The organism is Nocardia sp. 852002-20019_SCH5090214 (genome assembly GCF_001665865.1).
Classification (GTDB): Bacteria; Actinomycetota; Actinomycetes; order Mycobacteriales; family Mycobacteriaceae; genus Nocardia; species Nocardia nova.
Window position 1 is genome coordinate 57,672 of sequence record NZ_LZMK01000186.1, and the last position, 24,857, is coordinate 82,528.

Here is a 24,857-nt window from a genome sequence, read left to right on the forward strand (position 1 = left end):
TGGCTACAACCTGATGTGATGCAAGCCATAGTGGGATGGATTGAGCATCGGGAAGTGTCCAGTTTCTGAACACCCGGCGTGAGCCGGCCGGCAGCGGTCCCGCGCCGGCACCCGTCGGTGTCGTCTCCCCGCCGGTCCGGCGCAGTCAGTCCGCGGCCGGGAGGACGACGACCTTGCCCCGCAACGTTCCCGCGGCCGCCCGGGTGTGCACCGATGCCAGCTCTGCCAGCGGGACACGCTCGTCGACATCGACGATCAACGCGCGAAGGTCCACGCGCGCAACGAGTTCCGCCAGTTGCCGCGCGTCGCTGCGGACGTAGACGTCGACGGCACGCACGCCGCGCGCCGCGTCGGCCGGGGCGGGCATCCACACGGTGGTGCCGACCACGACGCCGCCGTCGCGGACCAGTCCGGCCAGCGCCGCGAACTCGGCCGGATCGATCGGTGCGAGGTTGAGCAGGACGTCGATCGGCTCGGTCACCGCCGCGGTCACCTCGGTGGTGGTGTGGTCGACGACCTCGTCGGCGCCCCGCGCCTCGACGCGCTCGCGGCTGCGCGGACTACCGGTGGCGATCACATGGGCGCCGGCCGCCTTGGCCAGCTGTACCGCATAACCACCCACGGCTCCCCCGGCGCCACTGATCAGGATCCGTTGCCCGGGCTTCAGTTCGGCGTGGTCGAACAGCGCCTGCCACGCGGTGAGTCCGACCAGCGGTAGCGCGGCCGCATCGGCGAGCGGGACGCTCGCCGGCGCCGCCGCCAGACTCCGCGCAGCGGCGAGCACGTACTCCGCCGCGGCGCCGTCGTCGGTGAACGGCAGGAAGCCGACGACCCGGTCACCGACCTTCGGCTCGTCGACGCCCTCGCCGAGCGCGTCGACGGTTCCGGCGACGTCCAGGCCGGGGATGTGCGGCAGGGCCAGCGGCATCGGGCCCTGCATCAATCCCGCGCGGATATTGCCGTCGACGCCGTTGAACGATGTCGCCGCGACGCGCACCCGGACCTGGCCGGGACCGGGAACCGGCCGGTCGACGTCCTCGTAGCGAAGGACCTCGGGATCGCCGTACTCGTGGAATCGAACCGCCTTCATCGTGGTGCCTCACTCTCGATGTGATGTGCTTCGAGTTCGAAGCACATCCGTCACGGTAGCAGTGCTTTGAATTCGAAGCAAGAGTTTCGAAATCGAAGCAAGAGTTGTACAGTCGTGCCATGTCCGAGACCCCGCGGCCCCTGGACGCCGTCCAACTGGGCGCGTATTTCGCCCTCATGGAGGTCGCCGGCCTGCTCCGGCACGCGGTCGAGCAGCAGCTGCGAGACGCCGGCGATCTGAGCTACGTGCAGTTCCAGCTGCTGGCGCGGCTCGGTCTCGACTCCCCCACCGGCAGTGAGCGCATGACCGATCTGGCCGACGGCGTCGTCTACAGCCGCAGCGGATTGACCTATCAGGCCGGTCTGCTCGAGAAGGCGGGACTGGTCACGCGCGCGCCCTCCGCGGACGACGAGCGCGGCGTCACGGTCACGATCACCGATGCCGGCCGGGCGCTGCTCGCCGAGGTCCTTCCCGGTCATACCGAGGTCGTCAACCAGCAACTCTTCGAACCGCTGTCCCGCGCGGACACCAAGGCGCTGGCCGAGCTGCTGTCGCCGGTGCGCGACCACATGCGTGCTGCGCCACCCCGCTCGGCAACACCCCGCCGCCGGCGATAACCCATCGGCCCGGCCGCTACGAATCCTTGGTGAGGTGCCCGCACGGCACCGGGCATTCCGGGACGTGTCCTCCGGTGGGAGTTCGCGTCGACCCTCGCGGGGATCAGCGCCGATCGGTCCGCAGCGGTCGCAAGGCAATCCGGCCCAATCAGACTCGGTTCGAACGAGGAGCTGAGGACATGCGCATCGTGGTCGATCTGAATCGGTGTCAGGGGTATGCCCAGTGCGTTCCGCTGGCACCGCAGGTGCTGCGGCTACTGGGCGACGAGGCGCTGGCCTACGACCCCAATCCCGACGACGGGCAGCGCCGCCGGGTCGTGCGGGCGGCGGCGTCCTGCCCGGTTCAGGCCATCCTGGTGGAAACCCACACTCCCGACGAGGCGGAGCCCGCGACATGAGGACCGCCTCGCTGATGGCGGACCTGGTCGACGCCTTCCGGGCCGAAGGCCGCATCGTGATCGTGGGCGCCTCGCTGGCCGGGTTGCGCGCGGCGGAAGCTCTGCGGGAGAGGGGCTTTCACGGAAGCTTGACCATCATCGGCGACGAGCCGCACGAACCGTACGACCGTCCGCCGTTGTCCAAACAGGTTTTGCAGGGATGGGTGCGCGCCGATCACACAGCACTTCCGCGGATGCGGGCCGTCGACGCGGACTGGCGGCTGGGGGTGGCCGCGACCGGCTTGGACCGAGCGAACCGGCGGGTCCTGTTGGCCACCGGCGATGCGGTGCCCTACGACCGGCTGCTCATCGCCACCGGCGTGCGGGCCCGGCCGTGGCCCAACCCGGCCGAGGCCGCCCTGCGCGGAGTGTTCACCGTGCGCACCCGCGAGGACGCTGCGGGGCTGCAGGCAGCGCTGAACGCGAATCCGCAGCGCGTCCTGGTCGTCGGCTCGGGATTCATCGGCTCGGAACTGGCCTCGGTATGCCGCGAGCGCGGCGTGCCGGTGACCGTCGCCGAACGCGGCGGCGGTCCACTGATCGGCCCGCTCGGCGGGGTGATCGGTGATATCGCCGCGCGGATGCAGCGCGGCGCGGGAGTCGACCTGCGCACCGGTGTGTCCGTCCGGTCCCTCGACGGCGACGCCGACGGAAAGGTGCGCCGGGCCTGCCTTTCGGACGGAACCACAGTGGACGTCGATGTGGTGGTCGCGTCGCTCGGGTCGATCCGCAATGTCGAATGGCTGCGCGGCGCCGGACTTGCCGCCGGTTTCTGGGGCGTCGGGTGCGATGCCGGTTGCCGTGCCTTCGACATCAACGGCGTGGTGACCGACAACGTCTTCGTGGCAGGCGATGTCGCACGTCAGCCCCATGTGCTCTACGAGTATCAGTTCATCTCGATGGAGCACTGGGACAACGCGGTATCCGGTGCGCAGGTCGCCGCGAACAACATGATCAGCCTGGAGACCGAACGGCGACCGCATTTGCCGCTGCCGTCGTTCTGGTCGGCGCAATTCGGGGTGAACATCAAGGGTGTGGGCGTGTGCTCGTTCGGCGACGAGATCACGTTCACCCAGGGATCGCCCGAGGACTTTCGGTTCGCCGCCGTCTACGGCCGCCGGGGCCGCATCGTCGGTGCGGTGACCTTCGATCACGGCAAATGGCTCCCGTACTACGCGGCGATGATCGAACGATCGGCGCCGTTTCCGCCGCCACCGCCGGGCTACGACCGGGCCCCCGATCCGGCACCGATGCCGGCCCGCTTTCCCGATCCGCGAGTGCCGACCGGCATCCCCGACGTGGTGCTGACCGGCCACGACCCCACCTCACGAGGCGCCGAGTTCCATTGAGCGCCGAGTTCCGTCGAGCGAGGAGGCAGTATGACGGCGGCGACCGCCTGGGCCGAGGCGATGACATTCGAACACCGCGCCGACCCGTACCCGTTCTTCGATCAGCTACGCCGGACCCCGGTCGCGCGCGTGGCCGACAACCTGTATGTGGTGACGGGTTATCAGGAACTGCTGGCGCTGGCGCACGACCCGCGGGTCAGCTCCGATATCGGCCGCAGCCCGCTGGGCAACCCCCTGGCAGGGAACGCCGGCGCCGCGAGCACGCCGCCGACTCGGACGCCGAGCATCATCGTCTCCGATCCGCCCGATCACGATCGGGCACGCCGCCAGGTGATGCGCCACTTCGGCCCGCCGCACTCGCCCGATGTCATCCCCGGCATGGAACCCGTCATCGTCCGGTTGTGCAACCGGCTGCTCGACGAATTCGAGGCCGGCGGCACGACCCGAATGGACGTGGTCGACGACTACGCCTACCCCGTACCTGTGACGGTGATTTCCACGATTCTCGGCATCCCGCTCGCGGACGAGCCCCGGTTCCACGCCTGGATCTACGACATGCTCACCGGCACCGATCTGGGCCCGGACGCGCGGACCGCAGAGGGCAAGGTTCGCGCCGGCCGGGCGCACGCCGGCCGTGACGCACTCACCCGATATCTGGCCGGCCTGATCGAGCAACTCCAGCGTGCGCCCGGCCCGGGGTTGCTGTCGCGATTGCTGCACGACGACGGCCCCGACGGCCCGATGCCGGTCGGACAGGTGCTGGCCAATGCGGTACTGCTGCTGATCGCCGGGCACGACTCGACGGTCAACACCATCGCCAACTGCGTGCTGACACTGTTGCGCAACCCCGGTTCCTACGCCCAGGTGCGCGACCGGCCACATCTTCTGCCGCGCGCGATCGAAGAGGTCCAGCGGTTGCAGGCCGCGGTGCAGTTCTTCCCCAGCCGCAGCGTCACCGCCGATATCGAGATCGGCGGCACCGTGATTCCGGAAGGGTCCGCGGTGCATCTGGTCTACGCCGCCGCCAACCGCGACCCGAACCGGTTCACCGATCCGAACCGCTTCGACATCCAACGGCCCGACAACGAGCATTTCGGCTGGGGCAGCGGCATCCACACCTGCCCGGGCGGCCCGCTCGCGCGATTGGAAGTCAATCTCGCACTGGAGATCTTCCTACGCCGCGTCGTGACACCGCGGCTGGTCGTCGATCCGCCACCGTATCGGCGCAGCCAAATCTTCCGGGGACCACGACATCTGCTCATCGACGTCGACCACATCGCCGGCCGAGCCGATCGATGACCGCGGCGGAAACCTCCGATCAGGGAGCGACGATGCCGCGGCGGATCTGACCGGGGCTCGGTGTGACTGTGGGCGGCTTGCGATTTCGCGAAGAGCGCAGTTGGTAGGGAACGCTGGTGACCATGACACCCGGTTCGAACAGCAGGCGTGCTTTGAGCCGGAGCGAGCTCTGGTTGTGCAGCAGGTTCTCCCACCAGTGTCCGACGACGTACTCGGGGATGTAGACGCTGACCACGTCCCGGGGCCGCGATCGGCGGACCCGTTTGATGTATTCGACGACGGGACGGGTGATTTCGCGGTAGGGCGACTCGACGACCTTCAACGGAATGCTGACGTCGTGGCGCTCCCACGATTGGGTCAGCGCCCGGGTGTCGGTGTCGTCGACGTTGACCGTGACGGCGGTGAGGGTGTCCGGGCGGGTGGCGCGCGCGAACTGGACGGCCCGCTGAGTTGCCTTGTGCCAGTCCGAAACCAGCACGATCGCATGCACCCTGCCGGGCAGCGTCGTCTCCTCGTCGGGGTCGATGTCGAGTTCGGCGCGCACCGTCGCGTAGTGAGTGTGGATGGAATACATCATCAGCACCAGCAGTGGCATCGCGATGACCACGAGATAGGCGCCGTGACCGAATTTGGTGATCATGACCACGACCAGCACGACGCCGGTGAAGCAGGCACCGAACGCGTTGATCGCCCGGGCCCGGTGGATGCGCCGGCGTTGCCCCGGCGCGGTCACCGCGCGTAGTTCGCGATTCCAATGCCGGACCATGCCGGTTTGGCACAGCGTGAACGAGGTGAACACGCCGACGATGTAGAGCTGGATCAACCTGGTGGTCTGTCCGTCGAAGGCGTAGATCAACCCGGCGGCGACCGCGGCGAGCAGGATGATGCCGTTGGAGTAGGCGAGCCGGTCTCCGCGCGTGTGCAATTGGCGTGGCAGGTAACGATGTTGGGCCAGGATCGAGGTCAGCAGCGGGAATCCGTTGTAGGCGGTGTTCGCGGCGAGGATCAGGATCAACGCGGTGGTGACCATCAGGTAGTAGAAGCCCAGGCTGCTGTCGCCGAAGACCGCCCCCGCGATCTGCGCGATGACGGTCTTCTGGGCGTCGGTGCGGCAATCACCCGGAAAGCCGATCAGGTCGCAGGTATTCTCGGCGACGCGCGTGTGGGTGATCATCGCCAGCGCGGTGACACCGGTGAACATGGCGATCGCCAGCACACCCATCGCGGTCATGGTCCGGGCCGCGTTGAGCGACTTCGGTTTTCGGAACGCGGGGACGCCGTTGGAGATCGCTTCGGCCCCCGTCAGCGCCGTACACCCCGAGGAGAACGCCCGCAGCGCGAGAAATGCCACCGCGGCCGTGCCGAGGCCGGCGTGCGCGGCGTTGATCTGGTAGTGCGCGCTCTCGGCGACCGGTGCGTGCCCGATCAGCGTCTCGACCACACCGATCGAGATCATCACCATGACGCCGGCGACGAAGGCGTAGGTCGGCACGGCGAACGCCCGGCCGGATTCTCGCACCCCACGCAGGTTCATCGCGGTCAGCGCCACGATGAACCCGATATCGATCAGCACCCGATGCGGGTTCAGCGCCGGCGCCGCGGAGATGACGTTGTCCACCCCCGCCGCGACCGATACCGCCACCGTCATCACGTAATCGACCAGCAGCGCCGCCGCGACGACCAAACCCGGTATCGCCCCGAGGTTCTCGGCGACGACCTCATAGGATCCACCGCCCGACGGATAGGCGCGCACGACCTGGCGATACGACAACGCGACCACCGCCAGCAGCACGACGACACCACCGGCCACCCACGGTGTCAGATACAGATAGCTGAGCCCGCCCAGCGTCAGGATGAGCAGAATCTCCTGAGTCGCATACGCCACCGAGGACAGCGGATCACTGGCGAAAATCGGCAATGCCAGCCGCTTCGGCAACAGCGTCTCCCCGAGCCGATCGCTGCGAAACGGTCGTCCCAGCACCACCCGTTTGGCGACGTCGATCGGTGAAACCACGATTAATCAGCCTAAATCCGGCAAACCCGAACCCAGTGATCGCGAGGCGTAGGGAAAACGTAAAAAATCCCGCGCCGCAGCCGCAGACCTCACTCGCCGAGCAGCCGTTCGACGGCGGCACGGGTCGCCAGAGCCCGGGCTCCGTAATCCTCGAAAAGCGCGGGGGTCAGCCGCGACGACGGCCCGGAGATGCTGAAGCATGCGCGGGCCGGCCCGTAGCGCCCGCGCAGGGCCACCGCGACCGCGCAGATTCCGTCGTGCAGCCCTTCGATCGTGGTGGCGTATCCCCGTCGGCGGATGAGAGCGATCTCCTCCCAGAGTTCGTCCGCGTCGGTGATGGTGTGTTCGGTGGTCTTGGCGGGGGCGTGGGACAGGTAGGCCGCGATCCGTTCGTCGGACAGGGTCGCGAGGAACGCCTTTCCGGTCGCGGCGGCGTGCAGCGGCAGCCGGGTGCCCAGCGCCATGAACGCGCGCACCTGGTGCGAACTGTCGAGACGTTCGATGAGCACCAGTTCGTCGCCGTCGGGAACCGCGAGATGCACTGTCTCACCGGTCGACATCTGCAGCGCGGACAGCTCCGGCAGCGCCACCTCACGCAGATTGTCGCGACCCGCGACCGCGCTACCCACCCGGAAAGCCAGACCGGTGATCTCCCACCGTCCTTCCGGTGACGACCGGACCCACCCGGCCTCCTCGAGGGTTTTCAGACAGCGCTGCACCGTACTTTTCGGAACCTCCAGCCGCCGGGCGAGGTCGCTGAGACCCGCGGGCTGCAGCCGCGCCACCTCCTCGAATACCCGCAGGGCGGTCAGCACGCTGTTCACGACCGCGCCCTTGCGCCGAACGCGCGGCGGCACACCCGTTGTTGACGGAGTCGTCTGGAGCTAATACCGTCACTGGTCCATAATGTAGCACATCGGTCCACAATGCGGACCATACACGAGAAAGTGGCCCTCATGCCAGTTCCTCTTCTCACCGGGTTGCAGACCGCAACGGCCGAGTCCCGCCCCGCCGTCACGATCGGCGACATCGCCCTGCGGCCCGATGCGCTGTTGGGCGCGGCGGGCGCGCTCGCGCATCGCCTCGCCGGCGCCGGATGTGTCGCCATCGACGCCCGCCCCAGCGTCGACACCGTGATCGCCGTCGTGGGCTGCCTGCTGGCCGGTGTGCCCGCGGTCCCCGTTCCGCCGGATTCCGGCGCGGTCGAACGCCGCCACATCCTCACCGACTCGGGCGCCGAATTATGGCTCGGCGCAACGGATTCCGATATCTCCCTGCCCGCGGTCACGGTCGACCCGCGCGCCTCCGAATCCTGGACGGGCCCAGAACCCGATCCGGCCACGGCGGCGCTGATCGTCTACACCTCCGGGACCACCGGCGCGCCGAAGGGAGTGGTGCTGTCGCGCGCCGCGATCGCCGCCAGCCTGGACGGACTGCGCGACGCGTGGCAGTGGAGCGCCGACGACGTTGTCGTCCACGGGCTTCCGCTGTTCCACGTGCACGGCCTGGTGGTCGGCGTGCTGGGCGCCCTGCGCACCGGATCGCCGCTGGTCCACACCACTCGCCCGACCCCCGACCGATACGCCGCGGCGGGCGGATCGCTGTATTTCGGCGTGCCGACGGTCTGGTCGCGGGTCTGCGCCGATCCGGATTCCGCGCGGGCGCTCGCCTCCGCTCGCCTGCTGGTCTCGGGGAGCGCGCCGCTGCCGGTTCCGGTGTTCGAAGGGTTGCGGGCGCTTACGGGCAGCGCGCCGATCGAGCGGTACGGCATGACCGAAACCGTCATCACACTCAGCACCCGATACGACGGTGAGCGCCGCCCCGGCTGGGTCGGACTACCGGTGACCGGAGTGAAAACCCGGCTCCGCTCGGACTCCGGCGATACCGTCGGCCACGACGGCGAAACTCTCGGCCGCCTCGAAATCGCCGGGCCCACACTGTTCGACGGCTACCTCCACAACAAGGCCAAGACCGACGAGGTCATGTCGCTCGACGGATGGTTCGACACCGGCGACATCGCCGTGATCGATCCGGACGGCTTCCACCGCATCGTCGGTCGTGAATCGGTCGACATGATCAAATCCGGCGGCTACCGGATCGGCGCGGGCGAGGTCGAACACGCACTGCTGTCGCACCCGGGCGTGCGCGAGGCCGCTGTGGTCGGTGTCCCCGATGCCGATCTCGGCCAGCGCATCGTGGCATATGTCGTCGGCGAGCCCGGAAACCACGACGCCCTCATCGATTTCGTCGCCGGATCACTGGCGGTACACAAGCGGCCGCGTGAGATTCGCATGGTCGAGGCGCTGCCACGCAATGCGATGGGCAAGATCCAGAAGAAGACGCTCCTCAGTGATCACACCCCGCACTGACCGGACACCGTTCACCCGGCTCCGTCACCGCGCCGCCGGCGCCGCTTCGCGGCCGGTTCGGGTTCGGCCTCGTCGCCCTCGGCCGGGAACATGACCGCCGGATTGATGGTGGCCAGGTCACGACTGGCCGCCGCGTAGAGGCCGGTCAGAATGTGCATCGTGCGGACCGCGTGCCGCATTTTCGTTGTCACATCGGATAATTCGGCCAGATTGGTCGTGAGCAGTTCACGCCGCAACGCGGCATAGCGATCGGAGATCTCGCGCCCGGCCTCGGTCACCCGGAACACCGACGAGGTGCCCGACTTGGTGCGCTCGAGCAGACCCAGGCTGACCAGCTTCCGCAGGTTGTACTGCAGATTGGGCAGATCCTCGCGATTGGTCAGCTGCGCGATGGTCGCGGTGTCTTTGGCGCGTTCCTGCATGCGCACGACATGCAGCGCCACGACTTCGTTGAAGGCCAGATCCACATCCCCGGCGATCCGTAACGCCTGCACGGCGAACCGCTCGAACGCGCCCTCGACCTGCAACAGGGCGAATTCGAAGGCGGTCATGGCCTCTTCGTGGGTGTTCTCGGCCAGATGCCAGCGACGTTCCGGATCCAGATTCGCGGGCCGGTCGGCGCCGGCGGCTTCGGTGGCGGTCATAGGACACCAGCCAACACGGGTAACCCGGCCGACCGCAATGTGGAACATGAAATTTACGTTGAAAGTCTATTGATAGTCCACGAAGATTCTGTAATGTGGCTCAGGACACCACGGTGTCCAGCCCACATTCCGCGCCGCATTCCCCGCCGCGCCACTCATCACAGATCAACCACGCACACACCGCGTGGTCCCCACCTCGATGGAGGTTTCTCGATGTCCGCTGACCACTACAACGGCACCTCGGCCGGTGTGACCCGGCACTACGCCCCCTACGTCCAGGCCGACTGGGGCTATGCCAACCACTGGTATCCCGCACTGTTCTCCACCGAGCTCGCCGACGGCACCGTCAAAGGCGTCACCATCGGCGGCCACGACATCGCCCTGCGCCGGTCGGCGGGTAAGGCCTACGCGCTGTCGGATCGGTGTATCCACCGCGGCGTGAAACTGTCGGCGAAGCCCATGTGCCTGTCCGAGGGCACCGTGACCTGCTGGTACCACGGCTACACCTACAGCGTCGACGACGGCAGCCTCACCACCATCGTCGGCAATCCCGACGATTCGCTGATCGGGCGGGCCGCGATCCGGACCTATCCGGTCGAAGAAGTCAACGGCATGATCTTCGTCTTCGTCGGCGACGCGGACTACGGCACCCCGCCGCCGCTCGAGAGCGATCTGCCGATGCGAGTCACCAACGACCCCAACAACTCTCCCGTCGCCCACCTGATGGACGACAACATCATCGTGCGCGGCATCCACCGCAAGCTGGTCGGCAACTGGCGCCTGGCCGCCGAGAACGGCCTCGATCCGGGACATCTGCTGGTGCACTGGGACAACCAGATCCTGGTGGCCCTGGACCGCGCCCTGCCGCTCGGCGTCAATGCCCTCACCGACGACGCCACCGAGGAGATCGACATCCCCAACGGGCCCAAGGGCGTGATGAACCGCTACGACCGGCCCGATCTGTATCAGCCGGTGCTGGAGAACCCGAAGGTCGACATCAAGGCCCGCGGCAACGTTCAGCACTACTTCCGCACCTCGCTGTGGGTGCCGGGCGTGTTGATGGTGGAGCACTGGCCGATCACCGACGTCGTGCAGTACGAGTTCTACGTCCCGATCGACGACCACCACCACGAGTACTGGGAGGTCGTGGCGACCCGCGCCCACACCGACGAGGAACGGGCCGAATTCGACTTCAAGTTCGAGCATTTCTTCAAGCCGCTCGCGCTCGAAGGCTTCAACAACAGCGACGTGTTCGCCCGCGAGGCCACCGAGGAGCACTACACCCGCTTCGACGGCTGGAACAACGAAATGCTCTGCGACATGGACTATTCCATCATCGCGTGGCGCAAGATGGCCGCCCGTCACCTGCGCGGATACTTCGAATCGCCGTATCGGGACGAGGACTGACCGCATGACCATGTCTCCGAGCGAAATCCGCTCCACCGACCGCGCGGACACCGGAACCCATTGTGTCCGTTTGCGTTACACCGACACGGTGAAGGAGATCCACGTACCGGAAGGCATTTCCGTGCTGGACGCCGCCGGCGCCGCCGGCGTGCGGCTGGCCCATCAATGCGGGATCGGCACCTGCGGCACCTGTATCGGCCGGATATCGGCCGGAGACGTGGTCATGCCCGAAGGCCGCGTCTACCCGTTGCGCGCGGACGAATCGGCGGCGGGCATGCGGCTGCTGTGCCAGGCGCGTGCCCGTTCCGACGCCGAGATCGACCTCGACTACCCGGCGGCCCTGCTCGACGAGAACCCGATCATCACGACCGCCACCAAGGTCGCCGGCCTCACCTGGCTGGCCGATTCCGTGGTGGAACTGCAGATCCGGTTGCCGAAGTCGGCGAAATTCTCCTTCCGGGCGGGACAGTACGTGCGGCTGCGGGTGCCCGGCACCAGCGAATGGCGCTCGTACTCCATGGCTTCCGGGGAACGGGAGAAGCGCCGGCTCACCTTCACCGTGCGCGTCCTGCCGTCCGGGGCGATGTCGCACTATCTGCGTGAGCGCGCCGCCGTCGGCGACGAGCTCGAGATGGAGGGCCCGATGGGGTCGTTCGGACTGCGTCCCGAACCCGGTCCGATTCTGATGGTGGCGGGCGGCACCGGACTGGCCCCGATGTTGTCGATGCTCGACACGCTGCAGACCGCACGCGATCGCGACCGCATCGAGCTGGTTTTCGGCTGTACCCGCGGACCCGATCTGTTCCACCTCGACGAGCTCGCGGGACGGCGCAGTTTCACCCCGGGGCTGTCGGTGCGGGTGGTGGTCGACGAGCCGTTCGACCATCCCGACGTGCTCACCGGTAATCCGGTCAGCGTGCTCACCGCGGCCGACGTCGCCGACCCGAACACCAGCGCCTACCTGTGCGGTCCCCCGGCCATGCTCGATGCGGCCCGCGTCCGGCTGAGCGAACTGGGCCTGCCGCCCGAGCGGATCCACGCCGAGCAATTCATCCCCAGCTGATCACCACCGGCGGCCCGGCCGCCGGTGCGCACAGATTGTGAACGAATCATCATGAGCATCGCCCGACTCGGGGCTCTGACCGTCGAGGTCGCCGATATCGACGCCTGGCAGCATCTGCTGGTCGACCTTCTCGAACTCGATGCCCGGCCCCGCACCTCGTCGGCGGATCCGCTGCTGATCCGCCTCGACGACCGCCACCACCGCATCGCGTTGTATCCCGGTGCCGAGGACCGCGTCCGGCGGGTCAGCTGGGAGGTGAACACTCCCGAGCAGCTGAAGACGCTGGCCGAGGCGGTCGAGGCCGAAGGCATCGAGGTCGAGCGGGTGGCCGCCGGCGACACGTTCGATGTCGCCGCCGCCATCCGGTTCGCCGATCTGGACGGGTTTCCCACCGAGATCGGCTACGGCGTGCTGACCGACCACCACCCGGTACGGCCCGGCGGGGTGATCAGCGGCTTCGTCACCGGCGAACTGGGCCTGGGGCATGTGGTCTACATGTGCTCGGACTATCCGGCGGCGGTGGACTTCTACACCCGCGTCCTCGGTTTCCGGCTCACCGACTACATCGTCTGGGACGGCGCGGATGCCACCTTCCTGCACTGCAATTCACGCCATCACAGCCTGGCGTTGATGAACGAATGCTTCGGGATGCGCGGCGGCGACCTCAACCATCTGATGATCGAGACCGCCACGCTCGACGACGTCGGCCGGGCCTACGACCGGATCACCGCCGCGGGCATCGATCTGAAGATGACGCTCGGTCGCCACACCAACGACGGGGTCACCTCGTTCTACCTCTCCACGCCGTCCGGCTTCGGCATCGAAATCGGCTGGGGCGGAGCCGTTGTCGACGAGGACTGGGTCGTGCAGACCTACGACGCCCCGGCGCGCTGGGGCCACGAGGTCCGGAAGAAGGTGAGCTGAGATGACCGTGGACGCCACCACCGGCGAGCACACCGAGACCTCGAGCATCACGACGGTGGAACGCTATCTGGAGCGCGTCGCCGTACGCGACGAATCCGTCCGTGCCTGGGCCTTTCTCGATCCGGACCGGGCTCGCGCGCAGGCCCGCGCACTCGATGCCGAAACGCCCCGCTCGCCGCTGCACGGAATTCCGGTGGGCATCAAGGACATCATCGACACCGCCGATCAGCCGACCGCCTACGGCAGCCCCCTCTGGTCGGGACATCGCCCCGGCCGCGATGCCGAGGCGGTACGCCGGCTGCGCGCGGCAGGCGCGCTGATCTTCGGCAAGACCGCCACCACCGAGTTCGCCACCTACGAGCCGGCCCGCACCCGGAACCCGCACAATCTCGAGCACACACCGGGCGGATCGTCGAGCGGCTCGGCGGCAGCGGTCGCCGACGGCCAGGTGCCCATCGCCCTGGGCACCCAGACCGCCGGATCGGTGCTGCGTCCCGGCTCCTACTGCGGCGTCTTCACGCTCAAACCCAGTTACGGCCGGTGGTCGTTCGACGGCGTGCTGCCGGTGGCGCTGAGCTTCGACACCCTCGGCGCGTTCGCGCGGCATCCGGTGTGGCTCGGCGCGGTCGACCAGGTCCTCACGGACCGAGTACAGACCGCGGTACTGCCCGCCACCCGCGACCTCACCGTCGGTGTGCTGCGCCCCCCGTGGGACGACCGCGCCGGGACCGACGCGCTGGAGCGCCTGGAATCGTTCGCCGCCGGCCTGCGCGCCCACGGCACCACCGTCTCCGAGATCGCCGTTCCGCCCGAGCTGGCCGAGCTCGACGACGCACACACGCTGATCATGGCCGCGGAGGCCGCCGCGGCACTCCACGACCGCGTCGGCCGCGACGGAACCGACGGGATCAGCGCCCGGCTGGCCGAATTCCTCACCCGTGGCCGCACCGCGGAGCCGAGCCGAATTCAGCACGCGCGCAGCGTTCTTCGCGCTGCCCGGCCCTTCGTCGACGGTGCGCACCGCCGCGCCGACGTGCTGTTGACCCTCGCCGCGACCGGGGAGGCGCCGCACGGCCTGGACAGCACCGGCGACCCGGTGTTCAACAAGCTCGCCAGCGTCGCCGGGCTGCCCGCGGTCGGCTTGCCGACCGGCACCGGCGCCACCGGACTGCCGCTCGGCGTGCAGCTCATCGGCCCGACCGGCACCGACCATTCGCTCGTGCGCATCGCGACCTGCCTGACCGACCGGGTCGGGCTGGCCGCCCGCTGCCCGCTACCGGAGGAACAGCGATGAACGACGCCATCACCAGCACGGAGGGCGCGGCGGAATCGATCCAGGACCTACCGCTGGACGACGACCGGCGCGCGATGTACGAGGCGGTCTGCGATCGACTCGACCCCGACCGCTTCCGCGATCTGCTCGTCTCGCTGGTCGACATCCACAGCCCCACCGGACGCGAACGCGCGGCCTCGGAATTCATGGCCGACCATCTGCGCCACGCGGTCGGCATCGACGCCGCCTATCGACCGGTCAGCGAGCACACCGGCAATGTGCTGGGCGAGATACGCGGCAGCGGCGGCGGCAGCCGGCTACTGCTGTACGCGCCGATCGACACTCACATCGACCCCGAGGCCGATGTGCCGTGGGTCGGGCCGCGATTGCGTCCGGATATGGTGCCCCAGGCGCGGGTGGACGGTGATCTGGTGATCGGGCTCGGCGCCTCGAATCCGAAATGCATGGTGGCCGGGCTGACCGAGGTCGTCCACGCCGTCGCGGACGCCGGTGTGCCCCTGATCGGTGATCTGGCGATCGGCTTCGCGGGCGGCGGAATGCCGGTCACCATGAGCGACCGCGACAACGTGGGCATGAGCAGCGGGGTGTTCCACCTGCTCACCCACGGCGCGATGCCCGATCACGCCATCGTCCTGAAACCGTGGTGGGCCGTCTACCCGGAGGAACCGGGCATGTGCTGGTTCAAGGTGTCGGTGCGCGGCACCTTCGGATACGCCGGAATCAGCAGGGGCACACCGGGGTTCCGCTCGTCGATCGTGCCGGCCGCGCGCGTGGTCGAACATATCGAGGCCTGGCTGCCCGAATACACCGCGCGCAACACCTCCGGCTCCACCATTCCCGAGGGGTGGATCTCGGCCCTGCGTTCCGGAAACCCGGACAAGCCGGCATTCCCCTCCGCGACCACCGAGATCTACCTCGACGTCCGGGTCAACCCCCGAACCACTCCGGGCGAGGTGCGAAACCAGTTCGCCCGGTTGATCTCCCACATTCGCGCGACCGAGCCCGATATCGACCTCGACTGGGAGATGTACGGGTCGCTGCCCGGCGGCATGACCGATCCCGGCAACTGGATCATCCAGTCCTGCCGGCGCGGCTGGGAAGAGGTGGAAGGCCGTCCCTACGAATCCACACCACTACTCGGCGGCCAGACCGACGGAACCCTCATCCGCCGCATGGGCGTGCCCTGCGCGCGCATCGGCTATCCCTGGCCGCCCGCGACCGCACCCGCCGAAATGAACGAAGGCCTGGGCGGCATGGGCGTGGCGTCGGTCTCCGACGTGATGACCGCGGTGCGCGCCGTCGCCTACGCCGTCGTCGACACCCTGACCCGAACCCGAGAGGACGTGGGACTGTGAGCCCAGAACGCAAGGTACTCAACATCGTTCCCGTACCGGTGCCGCCGGAGGCGCTGGCCGCCTTCGCCGCCCAGATCCCGGACGACATCGTGCATCCCGGATTCGAGAACGTCTTCGTCAGCGCCCGCGCCGGCGGCACCACATTGGACAGCGCCTACGAAACGACCTTGGCCGACGCCTTCGTCCTCGAGGCCGGATCTCGCGCCGAGGAACAGGGATACGCGGCGGTGTGCGTGAACTCGATGAGCGATTCGGCGCTGGCGGCGCTGCGCTCCCGGCTCACCATTCCGGTGGTCGCACCGAGCCAGGCCTCGATGCTGCTGGCGTCGTTGCTGGGCAAGAAATTCTCGGTGATCACGATGTGGCCGCAGTGGCACGAGCTGTACCACAAGGCGGCCCGCGAGCAAGGGCTCGGTGCCCGCATGGCCTCCGTCCGCGATATCGGCGTCGCACCCGATACGGCCGAATTGCTCGCCGGCAAAGAGGATTTCGTCTTCGCCGCTCTCGAACGGGAGGCACGCGCCGCGATCGACGACGACGGCGCCGACGTGATCGTGCTCGGCTCGACCACGATGCACCAGTCCCATGCCTACCTGTCACGTGTGCTGGAGGTGCCGGTCCTCAATCCCGGCGTGGTGGCCTACAAACTCTGCGAGCTGCTGGTGGTGACCGGCTTGAGCCACAGCAAACGCGCCTTCCCGTCTCCCGCTCTCGTGCAGGACGACCTGCTGTCGGCACTGGCCGCGACCCACTGAATCACCCGACGTACCGAACCACTCAGGCAACCGGAGGAAGTACACGATGACCGCCGAGAATCCCGAAATCGGCCGGAGCATGCGCACCGGCACCTTCGACACCAACTACCACGACGTCGGGACCGGCGACCCGGTGCTGCTGCTACACGGCTCCGGCGCCGGAGTCTCCGCCTGGGCGAACTGGCGCGGCCTGATTCCGGTGCTGGCCCGAGACTTCCGCGTCGTTGCCCCGGATCTGGTCGGCTTCGGCTATACCGGACTCCCCGAACCGGCCGACTTCCACATCTTCGACACCTGGATCGATCAGATATCGGCTCTGCTCGACGGCCTCGGTATCGAGAAGGCACACGTGGTCGGAAATTCCTTCGGCGGCGGGCTCGCCCTGCACTTGGCCACCCGGCATCCGGAGCGCCTGAACCGGATCGCGCTGATGGGCGCGGGCGGAGTCAAGATGCGCTTCACCGAGGAGCTCGATCAGCTCTGGGGCTACACCCCGTCGGTGCAGAACATGAAGAACATCATGGACATCATGGCCTACGACCGCTCGCTCGTGACGGACGAGCTGGCCGAACTGCGCTACCGCGCCACTATCCGGCCCGGCGCGCAGGAAGCCTTCGAGAAGGTTTTCCCGCCCCCGCGGGCGCGCTGGCTGGACGCCCAGATCGTGCCCGACGAACAACTCGCGGCCATCCCGCACGAGGTGCTGCTGCTGCACGGACGCGAAGACCGCGTGGTACCGCTGGAGGCGTCACAGCACATGTTCGCCACGATCCCGAACGCGCAGCTGCACGTGTTCGGCCACTGCGGGCACTGGACACAGATCGAGCACGCACAGCGCTTCCAGCAGTTGGTGTCCGCCTTCTTCCAGGAAGCACGCAGCACGGCCGGAGTACCCGCGTGAGCGCGCCGGGCGATGCCGGAACCGAGGCCGCGGGAGGTGAATCCTCCGTGCGGGTCGCTGTCATCGGAGCCGGGGTCTCCGGACTGTGTGCGGCGAAACTGCTGACCGAATTCGGATTCGACGTCACGGTCTACGACCGCACCCCCGACGTCGGTGGGGTGTGGAGCCGCACCCGCCGGTATCCGGGCGTCACCACGCAGAACAACAAGGGCACCTACGCGTTCTCCGACTTCCCGATGCCGCGCGCCTATCCGCAATTTCCCAGCGGCGCCCAGGTGCAGAACTATCTCGAGGACTACGCGACCCGGTTCGATCTGCATCGCCTCATCCGCCTCCGGACCGAGGTGACCGATGCCGCCCAGGACGAGCGGACCGGGACCTGGACGCTGATCGTCCGGGACCTCACCTCCGGGACGGAGGCACCGGCGGTCTTCGACCACCTCATCGTGGCAACCGGCATCTTCTGCGATCCGTTCGTTCCCGAGTATCCGGGGCGGGAGGATTTCGAACGCGCCGGCGGAAGAGTTTGCGCCGCATCGGATTTCACCCGGCTCGACGACGCGGCCGACAAGGATGTCGTCGTGGTGGGTTACGGCAAATCCGCCTGCGATATCGCGGAAGCGCTCAGCGACGTCGCTCGCTCGACCACCGTCGTGGCCCGGGAGGTGACATGGAAGGTGCCGCGCAGGCTTGCCGGGCTGGTGACCTACAAATACATCCTGCTCACCCGTTTCAGTGAGGCGCTGTTCGACCATATCGACCAGCGCGGGTTCGCTCGATTCCTGACCGGGCCGGGACGTTTCCTGCGCAACGCGCTGCTCGGGGGCATGGGTTCGATCGTGCGCCGGCAGTTGCTGCTGGACCGGCTGGGACTGGTGCCCGACGGCCCGTTCGAGCGCGTGGTCCGCCACGCGGTGAGCCTGGCCACCGAGAACTTCTACGAGAAGATCCGCGACGACATCATCACCCTGCACCGCGGCGCGGTCATCACGCGGCTGCACGAAAAGGACGGCAAACCGACCATCGCACTGTCCGACGACACGCTGCGAGATGCCGACATCGTGGTCTGCGCCACCGGTTTCGTTCAGCGCGTGCCGCTCCTGCGTCCCTCGGTGCAGGATCGGCTCACCGACGGCGACGGCAACTTCCTGTTGTATCGCCAGATCCTGCCACTGGATGTGCCGAATCTGTTCTTCGTCGGTTACAGCTCGTCGCTGGTCAGCCCGATCGCCGCCGAGGCCTCCGCGATGTGGGTGGTCGACTATCTGGCCGGTGGCGGCACCGGCCTGCCCTCGGCCGAACACCGACGGGATTTCGCCCGGCGCCGCCTGAACTGGATGATCGAACGCACCGAGGGCAAACAAGCCCGCGGCACCAACATCATTCCGTTCTCGATTCGCCACGTCGACGAGATCCTGGACGAGATCGGGGTGAACATCGGCCCCGTGGCCAGGCTGCGGCAGTGGCTGCTTCCGGTGAAGCCTGCCGCGTATCGGTCCGCGACCGCGGCACTCCATCGGCGCTACCCCCGTGGAGGCGCCGATGCCGCCGGTGCGGGGATTCCGGCATCCTCCGCGCGCTGACCAAGCCCTTGCATGGTCCGGGTGATTCGGGCGCCACGATCACCCGGCCCACCAGCCGAGACCGTCTTCCTGTTGCCAACCGCACAGAGATCATCGGCTGCGCCGCAGTATAATTGATTAGATAGGCTAAACAACGTGGATTGGCGGACCGCCGACCGGCTCACCCGGCGTCGCGCCGCATCCACTCTCCGAGCCCATCCGCAGCAACCAAACGTTGCTCTTCACCGAACAAGGAGCTGACCGCAGGAAAGGCAGTCTTGACCGCGACTCGCACCGACGACCACGAGACCACCACCGATTCACTTCCGTCCGATCTGCCCGCGCCACCGCCGGCACCGCCGGATCGCCCCAGTGGGATGTTCGCCTCCCTCACCGTGCCGAACTATCGCTACTACTTCGCGGGCCAGGTGGTTTCCAATACGGGTACCTGGATGCAGCGGATCGCGCAGGACTGGCTGGTGCTCGGTCTCACCGGCAGCGCGTTCGCCGTCGGCATCACCACTGCCATGCAGTTTCTGCCGATGCTGCTGTTCGGTCTCTACGGCGGCGTCATCGCCGATCGCTTCCCCAAGCGCGGACTTCTGGTTCTCACCCAGGCCACCATGGGACTGCTCGCCGCGGTCCTCGCGGTCCTGACGCTGACCGGCACGGTCGAGGTGTGGCACGTCTACGTGCTGGCGCTGCTGCTGGGCATGGTGACCGTGGTCGACAATCCGACTCGTCAGTCGTTCGTGCCGGAGATCGTCGGCCGGCAGCGGTTGCGCAACGCCGTCAGTCTGAACTCCGCGAACTTCCAGGCCGCGCGACTGGTCGGGCCGGCGGTCGCTGGAGCGCTGATCGCCGCCGTCGGCTCCGGCTGGGCCTTCGCGATCAACGCCTGTTCCTTCGTCGCCGTCATCGCCGGTCTGCTTGCCATGCGACCGGCGGAGCTGACACCGGTGCCGCGCCTGCCGCGCCGGAAAGGGCAACTGCGTGAAGGCCTCCGGTATGTGAGCGCCCATCCGCAACTGCTCTGGCCGATCGTCATGGTGGGCTTCATCGGCACCTTCGGCTACAACTTCCCCACCGTGCTGTCGGGCTTCGCGTATCACGTCTTCGATGTCGACGCCGGCAAGTACGGGCTGCTCAACACCGCACTGGCAGCGGGTTCGCTCGCGGGCGCGCTGCTGGCCGGTCGCCGCGGGCGGGTGCGGATGCGGATGCTGGTCGGCACCGCCGTCGGCTTCGGCGCACTCGAGGCGGTCGCCGCCTTCGCCCCGGACTATTGGCTGTTCACCGCGCTGCTCGCCGTGGTGGGCCTGCTCGGACTCACCTTCAACACCTCGGGCAACTCGATGGTGCAGCTGGAAACCGACCCGGCCATGCGCGGGCGGGTGATGTCGCTGTACATGATGGTCTTCACCGGCGGCACACCTATCGGCGGCCCGATCGTCGGATGGCTCACCGAGGAGTTCGGGCCCCGGTTCGGCCTGTTCGCCTGCGGAGCGGTCTCCGCACTTTCGGCGGCGCTGATCGGTGTCGTCCTCGCCCGCGCCGCCGGCCTGCGAGTGCGGATGTCGGGTCGGCGCGTCGTGCTCGTTCCGCGCGAGGGCTCCCCGAAACCCGTCGCGACCGGCCACCGGTAGTAGGTGCGGGGTTTACGGTCCGCCACCTCCCCGATTTGCTCTAAAATTGCCCACCTGAGGTGCCGATCCGACCGAAGTGGTTCGTAGCGGCGAGGTCGTGGATGTGAGCAGTGCCGTGCCCCGCCGCCGCCCGGAGAACGTCGACACGAAGGCGGCTCTCGATGACGGATGTGGACTGTTGCGTAATCGGCGGCGGGTTCGCCGGGTTGACCGCCGCGCTGCGACTGAAACAGGCGGGCCGATCGGTAGCGGTACTCGAAGCTCGCGACCGGCTCGGTGGGCGCACGTTCACCGAGGTGCGCGGGGACGGTTGCTGGATCGACCGCGGCGGCGCCTGGATCGGGCCCGGCCAGGACCGGGTCCGCGCCCTGATGAACGAGTTCGGCGTAGGAAGCTATCGCCAGTACACCGACGGCCAGGCTTTGATGGTCGTCGACGGCAAGCAGTACCGCTACACCGGCACGATCCCGTGGACAATGAGTCCGTGGGCCTCGATCCATCTCGGCGCCGGCTTCGCCGAGCTGGCCCACCTGTGCAAGTCGATTCCGCTCGACGCACCGTGGGATGCGAAGAACGCCGAGAAATGGGATCGAATCACCTTGGCGCAGTGGCTGAATCGCACCGTCCGGTCGAGGACCGCCCACGATCTGCTCGAGACCGCCATCGCGGGCAGCTACACCTCGGCCGCCTCGGAGGTGTCGATGCTCTTCGCGCTGTATCAGATGGCGTCCGGGGGCGGGCCGAACTTCGTGTTCAGCGTCAGGGGCGGTTCCCAGGACTCCCGGCCCGTGGGCGGCATGGGTGCGATCTACCGTGCGATGGCGGCCGAGCTCGGTGAGGCGATTCGGCTGTCGCAGCCGGTGCACGGCATCGAGCAGGACGATGCCGGAGTGACCGTGCACGCCGGTCGGTCGGCGCTGCGTGCCCATCGGGCGATCGTGGCCGTCCCGCTGGCGATCGCCGGTCAGATCCGGTACGAGCCGATGCTGCCGGTCGATCGCTCACTGCTGCATCAGCGTGTGCCGAGCGGCTCGATCATCAAGACCTCCGTCGTCTACGCCGAACCGTTCTGGCGGCACGACGGATTGTCCGGGCAGTCGGCCGCGCCGGGGTCGCCGGCCACCGTCACCCTCGACGCCTGCACCGACACCGCCCGGCCCGGAATCCTGTGCGTCATCACGGAGGGCCCCACCGCCCGCCGGATCGGACACCTCGACGCCACCGACCGCAGAACGGCCATCCTGCGAGAACTGGCCGGCAGGTTCGGGACGAAGGCCGGTTCCCCGGAGGACTACGTCGAGCAGGACTGGAGCGCCGAACGGTATTCCGGTGGCGGAATGCTCAGTCACACCCCGACCGGTGTGCTCACCCAGTTCGGCCGCGCGCTGCGCGAACCGTGCGACCGAATTCACTGGGCCGGCACCGAGAGCTCGGCCGTGATGTGCGGCTGGGTCGACGGCGCGGTCCGCTCGGGTGAACGCGCCGCGAGCGAGGTGCTGCGGCACGAACTCGCCGCCGTCTGAGGCGCCCCGACGCGGTCCGCGACGTTCAGCGCGGACCCGAGCCGAAGAATCGCCACAGATAACCGGGCAGCTTGCGCAGCGGGACAGCGCGTGGCCAGTCATCGGCACGAAAGTAGGCGTCACTGCCGCCGTCGACGAAAACGATACTGCCGCACAGGAATCGCGCGGCGGGCGACAGCATGAACACCGCCCATTCGGCCAGATCGCCCGGATCGCCGAAGCCGCCGATCGGGACCGGGAAACGCTCGATGTTCTTCGCCTCGGCCGGGGTCGCGAGCTGCTTCTCCAGCAGCGGCGTCAGCACCGCGCCGGGTGCCAGCGCGTTGAGCCGGATTCCCGCGCCTGCCCACTGCGCGGTCGTCGCGTGGCGGCGCACCCAGTGGCTCACCGCGATCTTCGAGGTGCCGTAGGCGATCGACGGCGCGTTCCGGCCGAAGATCCGCAACGCCCGCAGCGCCTTGTCCGTGTCGCCCGCCAGCAGCGCACGAATCGCCCGGCGCGGCACCAACGGGGTGGTGGTCGTCGAATTGCTGCCGAACACAACGACTTTCGCCTCATCCGCCCGGGCCAGGGCCGTGCGCCACCCGTCGAGCAGTTCGACGACGCCGCGGTAGTTCACCTCGAAGATCAGCCGCGGCCGGTCCGCACCGGGCGCCGGCCCGACCCCCGCGGCGAGTATCGCGCCGTCGAGATGCCCGTCCACCTCCGCGAGCACACCGTCGATCGCGGTGCGGCGGCCGGCCGGCGTCGACAGATCCGCGACCACCTGCGCGTCCTTGAGATCGACACCGACCACCGTATGGCCCCGCTCACGCAATTTCTCCGCCGCGGCGCGCCCCATTCCGGACGCCGCCCCGGTCACCACGTACACACCCACCGCATCGCCTGCTTTCCGCTACCCGAGCCTCGAACGATCACCAACCGGCGGCCGACGACCCGTCACCGCCGCACCGAACTGTGCCCGAGTGCGAGCGCGTGCACAATGGCGACCGCGCCCCACGGGAGCCACAGCGCAGGTCGGCGAACGTTTCCCGCCGACACGCCATCCCGGTCGAGGATCGCGTGCCAGACTCGCGTCATGGCTACGGCTTCTGCTCCCCCGCCGGGTTTTCGTTCGGTGACACCACGCATGGTGGTGGCCGACCACCCCGCGGCGGTCGCGTTTCTGCGGACCGTATTCGGGGCGACCGGCGACGTGGAGCCGAACCGGCCGACCGAGGTCCGCGTCGGCGATTCGCTGATCATGGTCTCGGAATCCGGCGAGCGCGAACCGTTTCCGGCCTTTCTCTACATCTACGTGGACGACGTCGGGGCCACCTACCAGCGCGCGGTCGCCGCGGGCGCGGACACGCTGGAGGCACCGCTCGACACGCCGTACGGTGACCGCCGCGCCATGGTTCGCGACCCGTTCGGGAACGTCTACCAAATCGCCAGTCGGTTGGGCCCCGGTGGGTGACGTTCTCTGACCTCGAGCCGGAGCCGTCCTCAGTCGACGACGTAGCGCAGCATCACCGCCGTGTCGAAATGCCGCGTCTGCGCCAACCGGAGCGGAATACGCTTGTCCAGCAGGGGAAACATCGGTGTGCCGCCGCCGAGCACCACGGGCAGCACGAACACTTGGTACTCGTCGACGAGCCCGTGCGGAATCAGCGAGGCCGCCAGACTCGCGCCGCCGACCTCGATGACGCCGTCGCCCTCGGCCTTCAGCCTGCGCACCTGCTCCACCGCGTTCTCACTGACCAGCGTGCTGTTCCAGTGCACCTCGGTCAGTGTCCGCGAGAAGACGACCTTCGGCTTCTCCGTCCACAACCTGCCGAATTCACGCTGGATCGGGGGCGCGTCCTCGGGCACATGCGGCCAGTACTCGGCCATCAGCTCGTACAGGCGACGACCGTGCAGCGAAATCTCGATGTCCCGATACCGGTCGTTGTGAAACTGGTGCAACTCGTCGTCCGGATTCGACCAGTCGATGCTGCCGTCGCGGTCGTTGATGTAGCCGTCCAGGGACATGCTGATCCCGTAGCTCAGTTTCCTCATGAGAAGGAGACGTCCTGTGGGCGCGAAATTCATCGGCGCACAACGAAATGGTCCCGGCCATCGCAACGCGATCATCCACGCGGAACACGCGCCAACCGGATCAGCAGACCCCACCACCGACCGGCACGAGACCTGATGGTGGGATACCGATCGTGACCGTGTCGTGGTGGTGGGATCTGCTGATCGCGGTCGCCGCCGCGCTCGTCGTGTGCTGGGTTGCCTTGATCACGGCGCTGATCATCGTCCGGCCACGCGGCAACCTGCTGCGGGAAGCGATGCGGATCCTGCCCGACACCCTGCGCCTGATCCGCCGTCTGGCCGCCGACCGCTCGCTGCCACGCGGTGTGCGGATCCGGCTCTGGCTGGTACTGGCCTACCTCGCGTCACCCCTGGACCTGATCCCCGACATCATCCCCGTCATCGGCTACGCCGACGACGCCATCATCGTCACCGCGGTCCTGCGCAGCGTCGTCCGGGCCGCGGGCCCGGAGGCCGTCCGCGCCCACTGGCCCGGCACCGACGACGGCTATACCGCCCTCGCCCGGCTCACGGGTCTGCCGACGCGGTGACA

Annotated in this window: 23 protein-coding genes; 17 read left to right on the top strand and 6 right to left on the bottom strand. The window is 68.1% G+C overall.

Features of this window, described 5'->3' with window-relative positions; all coding sequences use genetic code 11:
• Positions 1–145: 145 nt before the first annotated feature.
• On the bottom strand, positions 146–1,090 hold the full coding sequence (locus A5780_RS14995) for an NADP-dependent oxidoreductase (RefSeq protein ID WP_064908734.1): 945 nt from the start codon (positions 1,088–1,090) through the stop codon (positions 146–148).
• A gap of 119 nt (positions 1,091–1,209) precedes the next feature.
• Here A5780_RS14995 and A5780_RS15000 point away from each other — a divergent pair, with 119 nt between their 5' ends.
• The 4 genes from A5780_RS15000 (at position 1,210) to A5780_RS15015 (ending at position 4,792) form a co-directional block, all read left to right on the top strand.
• Complete coding sequence (locus tag A5780_RS15000; protein ID WP_063017208.1) at positions 1,210–1,707, top strand: MarR family winged helix-turn-helix transcriptional regulator; 498 nt, start codon at positions 1,210–1,212, stop codon at positions 1,705–1,707.
• 179 nt (positions 1,708–1,886) lie between these two features.
• On the top strand, positions 1,887–2,105 hold the full coding sequence (locus A5780_RS15005) for a ferredoxin (protein ID WP_063017206.1): 219 nt from the start codon (positions 1,887–1,889) through the stop codon (positions 2,103–2,105).
• The gene (locus A5780_RS15010; RefSeq protein WP_064908735.1) at positions 2,102–3,493 is read left to right on the top strand and encodes an NAD(P)/FAD-dependent oxidoreductase; all 1,392 of its coding nucleotides are present in this window, start codon (positions 2,102–2,104) and stop codon (positions 3,491–3,493) included. Before A5780_RS15005 ends, A5780_RS15010 begins: the two co-directional genes overlap by 4 nt.
• Positions 3,494–3,523: 30 nt before the next feature.
• On the top strand, positions 3,524–4,792 hold the full coding sequence (locus A5780_RS15015; RefSeq protein ID WP_064908736.1) for a cytochrome P450: 1,269 nt from the start codon (positions 3,524–3,526) through the stop codon (positions 4,790–4,792).
• A 19-nt stretch (positions 4,793–4,811) separates the two neighbouring features.
• Here the strand turns inward: A5780_RS15015 and A5780_RS15020 are convergent, their stop codons facing one another.
• Complete coding sequence (locus A5780_RS15020) at positions 4,812–6,806, bottom strand: APC family permease (protein ID WP_063017202.1); 1,995 nt, start codon at positions 6,804–6,806, stop codon at positions 4,812–4,814.
• Between the two features lie 89 nt (positions 6,807–6,895).
• Positions 6,896–7,630, bottom strand: a complete 735-nt coding sequence (locus A5780_RS15025; protein ID WP_063017234.1) for an IclR family transcriptional regulator — start codon at positions 7,628–7,630, stop codon at positions 6,896–6,898.
• A gap of 132 nt (positions 7,631–7,762) precedes the next feature.
• Between A5780_RS15025 and A5780_RS15030 the strand changes: the two genes are divergently transcribed.
• On the top strand, positions 7,763–9,175 hold the full coding sequence (locus A5780_RS15030) for an acyl-CoA synthetase (RefSeq protein ID WP_082857313.1): 1,413 nt from the start codon (positions 7,763–7,765) through the stop codon (positions 9,173–9,175).
• Between the two features lie 11 nt (positions 9,176–9,186).
• On the opposite strand, the gene A5780_RS15035 is transcribed toward A5780_RS15030, so the two are convergent.
• Positions 9,187–9,819, bottom strand: coding sequence for a winged helix DNA-binding protein (locus A5780_RS15035; RefSeq protein WP_064908737.1), 633 nt, complete (start codon positions 9,817–9,819; stop codon positions 9,187–9,189).
• A gap of 213 nt (positions 9,820–10,032) precedes the next feature.
• Between A5780_RS15035 and A5780_RS15040 the strand changes: the two genes are divergently transcribed.
• The 10 genes from A5780_RS15040 (at position 10,033) to A5780_RS15085 (ending at position 22,249) form a co-directional block, all read left to right on the top strand.
• A complete protein-coding gene (locus tag A5780_RS15040) occupies positions 10,033–11,226 on the top strand; it encodes a Rieske 2Fe-2S domain-containing protein (protein WP_064906876.1) in 1,194 nt (397 codons plus the stop codon).
• A 4-nt stretch (positions 11,227–11,230) separates the two neighbouring features.
• Positions 11,231–12,289 (top strand): 2Fe-2S iron-sulfur cluster binding domain-containing protein, encoded by a 1,059-nt coding sequence (locus A5780_RS15045; protein ID WP_064908738.1) that lies wholly within the window; start codon positions 11,231–11,233, stop codon positions 12,287–12,289.
• Positions 12,290–12,340: 51 nt separating this feature from the next.
• On the top strand, positions 12,341–13,213 hold the full coding sequence (locus A5780_RS15050) for a VOC family protein (RefSeq protein ID WP_063017196.1): 873 nt from the start codon (positions 12,341–12,343) through the stop codon (positions 13,211–13,213).
• Between the two features lies 1 nt (position 13,214).
• Entirely contained in the window at positions 13,215–14,507 is a 1,293-nt protein-coding gene (locus A5780_RS15055) for an amidase (protein ID WP_064908739.1), read from the top strand.
• On the top strand, positions 14,504–15,862 hold the full coding sequence (locus A5780_RS15060; protein ID WP_064906878.1) for a M20 family metallopeptidase: 1,359 nt from the start codon (positions 14,504–14,506) through the stop codon (positions 15,860–15,862). Before A5780_RS15055 ends, A5780_RS15060 begins: the two co-directional genes overlap by 4 nt.
• Positions 15,859–16,617, top strand: a complete 759-nt coding sequence (locus tag A5780_RS15065; protein ID WP_063017193.1) for an aspartate/glutamate racemase family protein — start codon at positions 15,859–15,861, stop codon at positions 16,615–16,617. The genes A5780_RS15060 and A5780_RS15065 overlap by 4 nt, the downstream gene beginning before the upstream one ends.
• A gap of 46 nt (positions 16,618–16,663) precedes the next feature.
• Positions 16,664–17,518 (top strand): alpha/beta fold hydrolase, encoded by an 855-nt coding sequence (locus A5780_RS15070; RefSeq protein WP_063017191.1) that lies wholly within the window; start codon positions 16,664–16,666, stop codon positions 17,516–17,518.
• Entirely contained in the window at positions 17,515–19,101 is a 1,587-nt protein-coding gene (locus A5780_RS15075) for an NAD(P)/FAD-dependent oxidoreductase (protein WP_064908740.1), read from the top strand. The genes A5780_RS15070 and A5780_RS15075 overlap by 4 nt, the downstream gene beginning before the upstream one ends.
• A 257-nt stretch (positions 19,102–19,358) precedes the next feature.
• The gene (locus A5780_RS15080; protein WP_064908741.1) at positions 19,359–20,726 is read left to right on the top strand and encodes an MFS transporter; all 1,368 of its coding nucleotides are present in this window, start codon (positions 19,359–19,361) and stop codon (positions 20,724–20,726) included.
• A gap of 161 nt (positions 20,727–20,887) precedes the next feature.
• On the top strand, positions 20,888–22,249 hold the full coding sequence (locus A5780_RS15085; protein ID WP_064908742.1) for an FAD-dependent oxidoreductase: 1,362 nt from the start codon (positions 20,888–20,890) through the stop codon (positions 22,247–22,249).
• A gap of 25 nt (positions 22,250–22,274) precedes the next feature.
• On the opposite strand, the gene A5780_RS15090 is transcribed toward A5780_RS15085, so the two are convergent.
• Positions 22,275–23,126, bottom strand: a complete 852-nt coding sequence (locus A5780_RS15090; RefSeq protein ID WP_063017185.1) for an SDR family oxidoreductase — start codon at positions 23,124–23,126, stop codon at positions 22,275–22,277.
• A 201-nt stretch (positions 23,127–23,327) separates the two neighbouring features.
• Here A5780_RS15090 and A5780_RS15095 point away from each other — a divergent pair, with 201 nt between their 5' ends.
• Positions 23,328–23,705, top strand: coding sequence for a VOC family protein (locus A5780_RS15095; protein WP_231982960.1), 378 nt, complete (start codon positions 23,328–23,330; stop codon positions 23,703–23,705).
• Positions 23,706–23,734: 29 nt separating this feature from the next.
• Here A5780_RS15095 and A5780_RS15100 read toward each other — a convergent pair whose 3' ends face one another.
• Complete coding sequence (locus tag A5780_RS15100; protein ID WP_063017181.1) at positions 23,735–24,286, bottom strand: dihydrofolate reductase family protein; 552 nt, start codon at positions 24,284–24,286, stop codon at positions 23,735–23,737.
• Between the two features lie 152 nt (positions 24,287–24,438).
• On the opposite strand from A5780_RS15100, the gene A5780_RS15105 reads away from it, so the two are divergent.
• Positions 24,439–24,855 carry a YkvA family protein gene (locus A5780_RS15105; RefSeq protein ID WP_064908744.1) on the top strand — a complete coding sequence of 139 codons (417 nt, stop codon included), beginning with the start codon at positions 24,439–24,441 and terminating at the stop codon, positions 24,853–24,855.
• Positions 24,856–24,857: the final 2 nt, after the last annotated feature.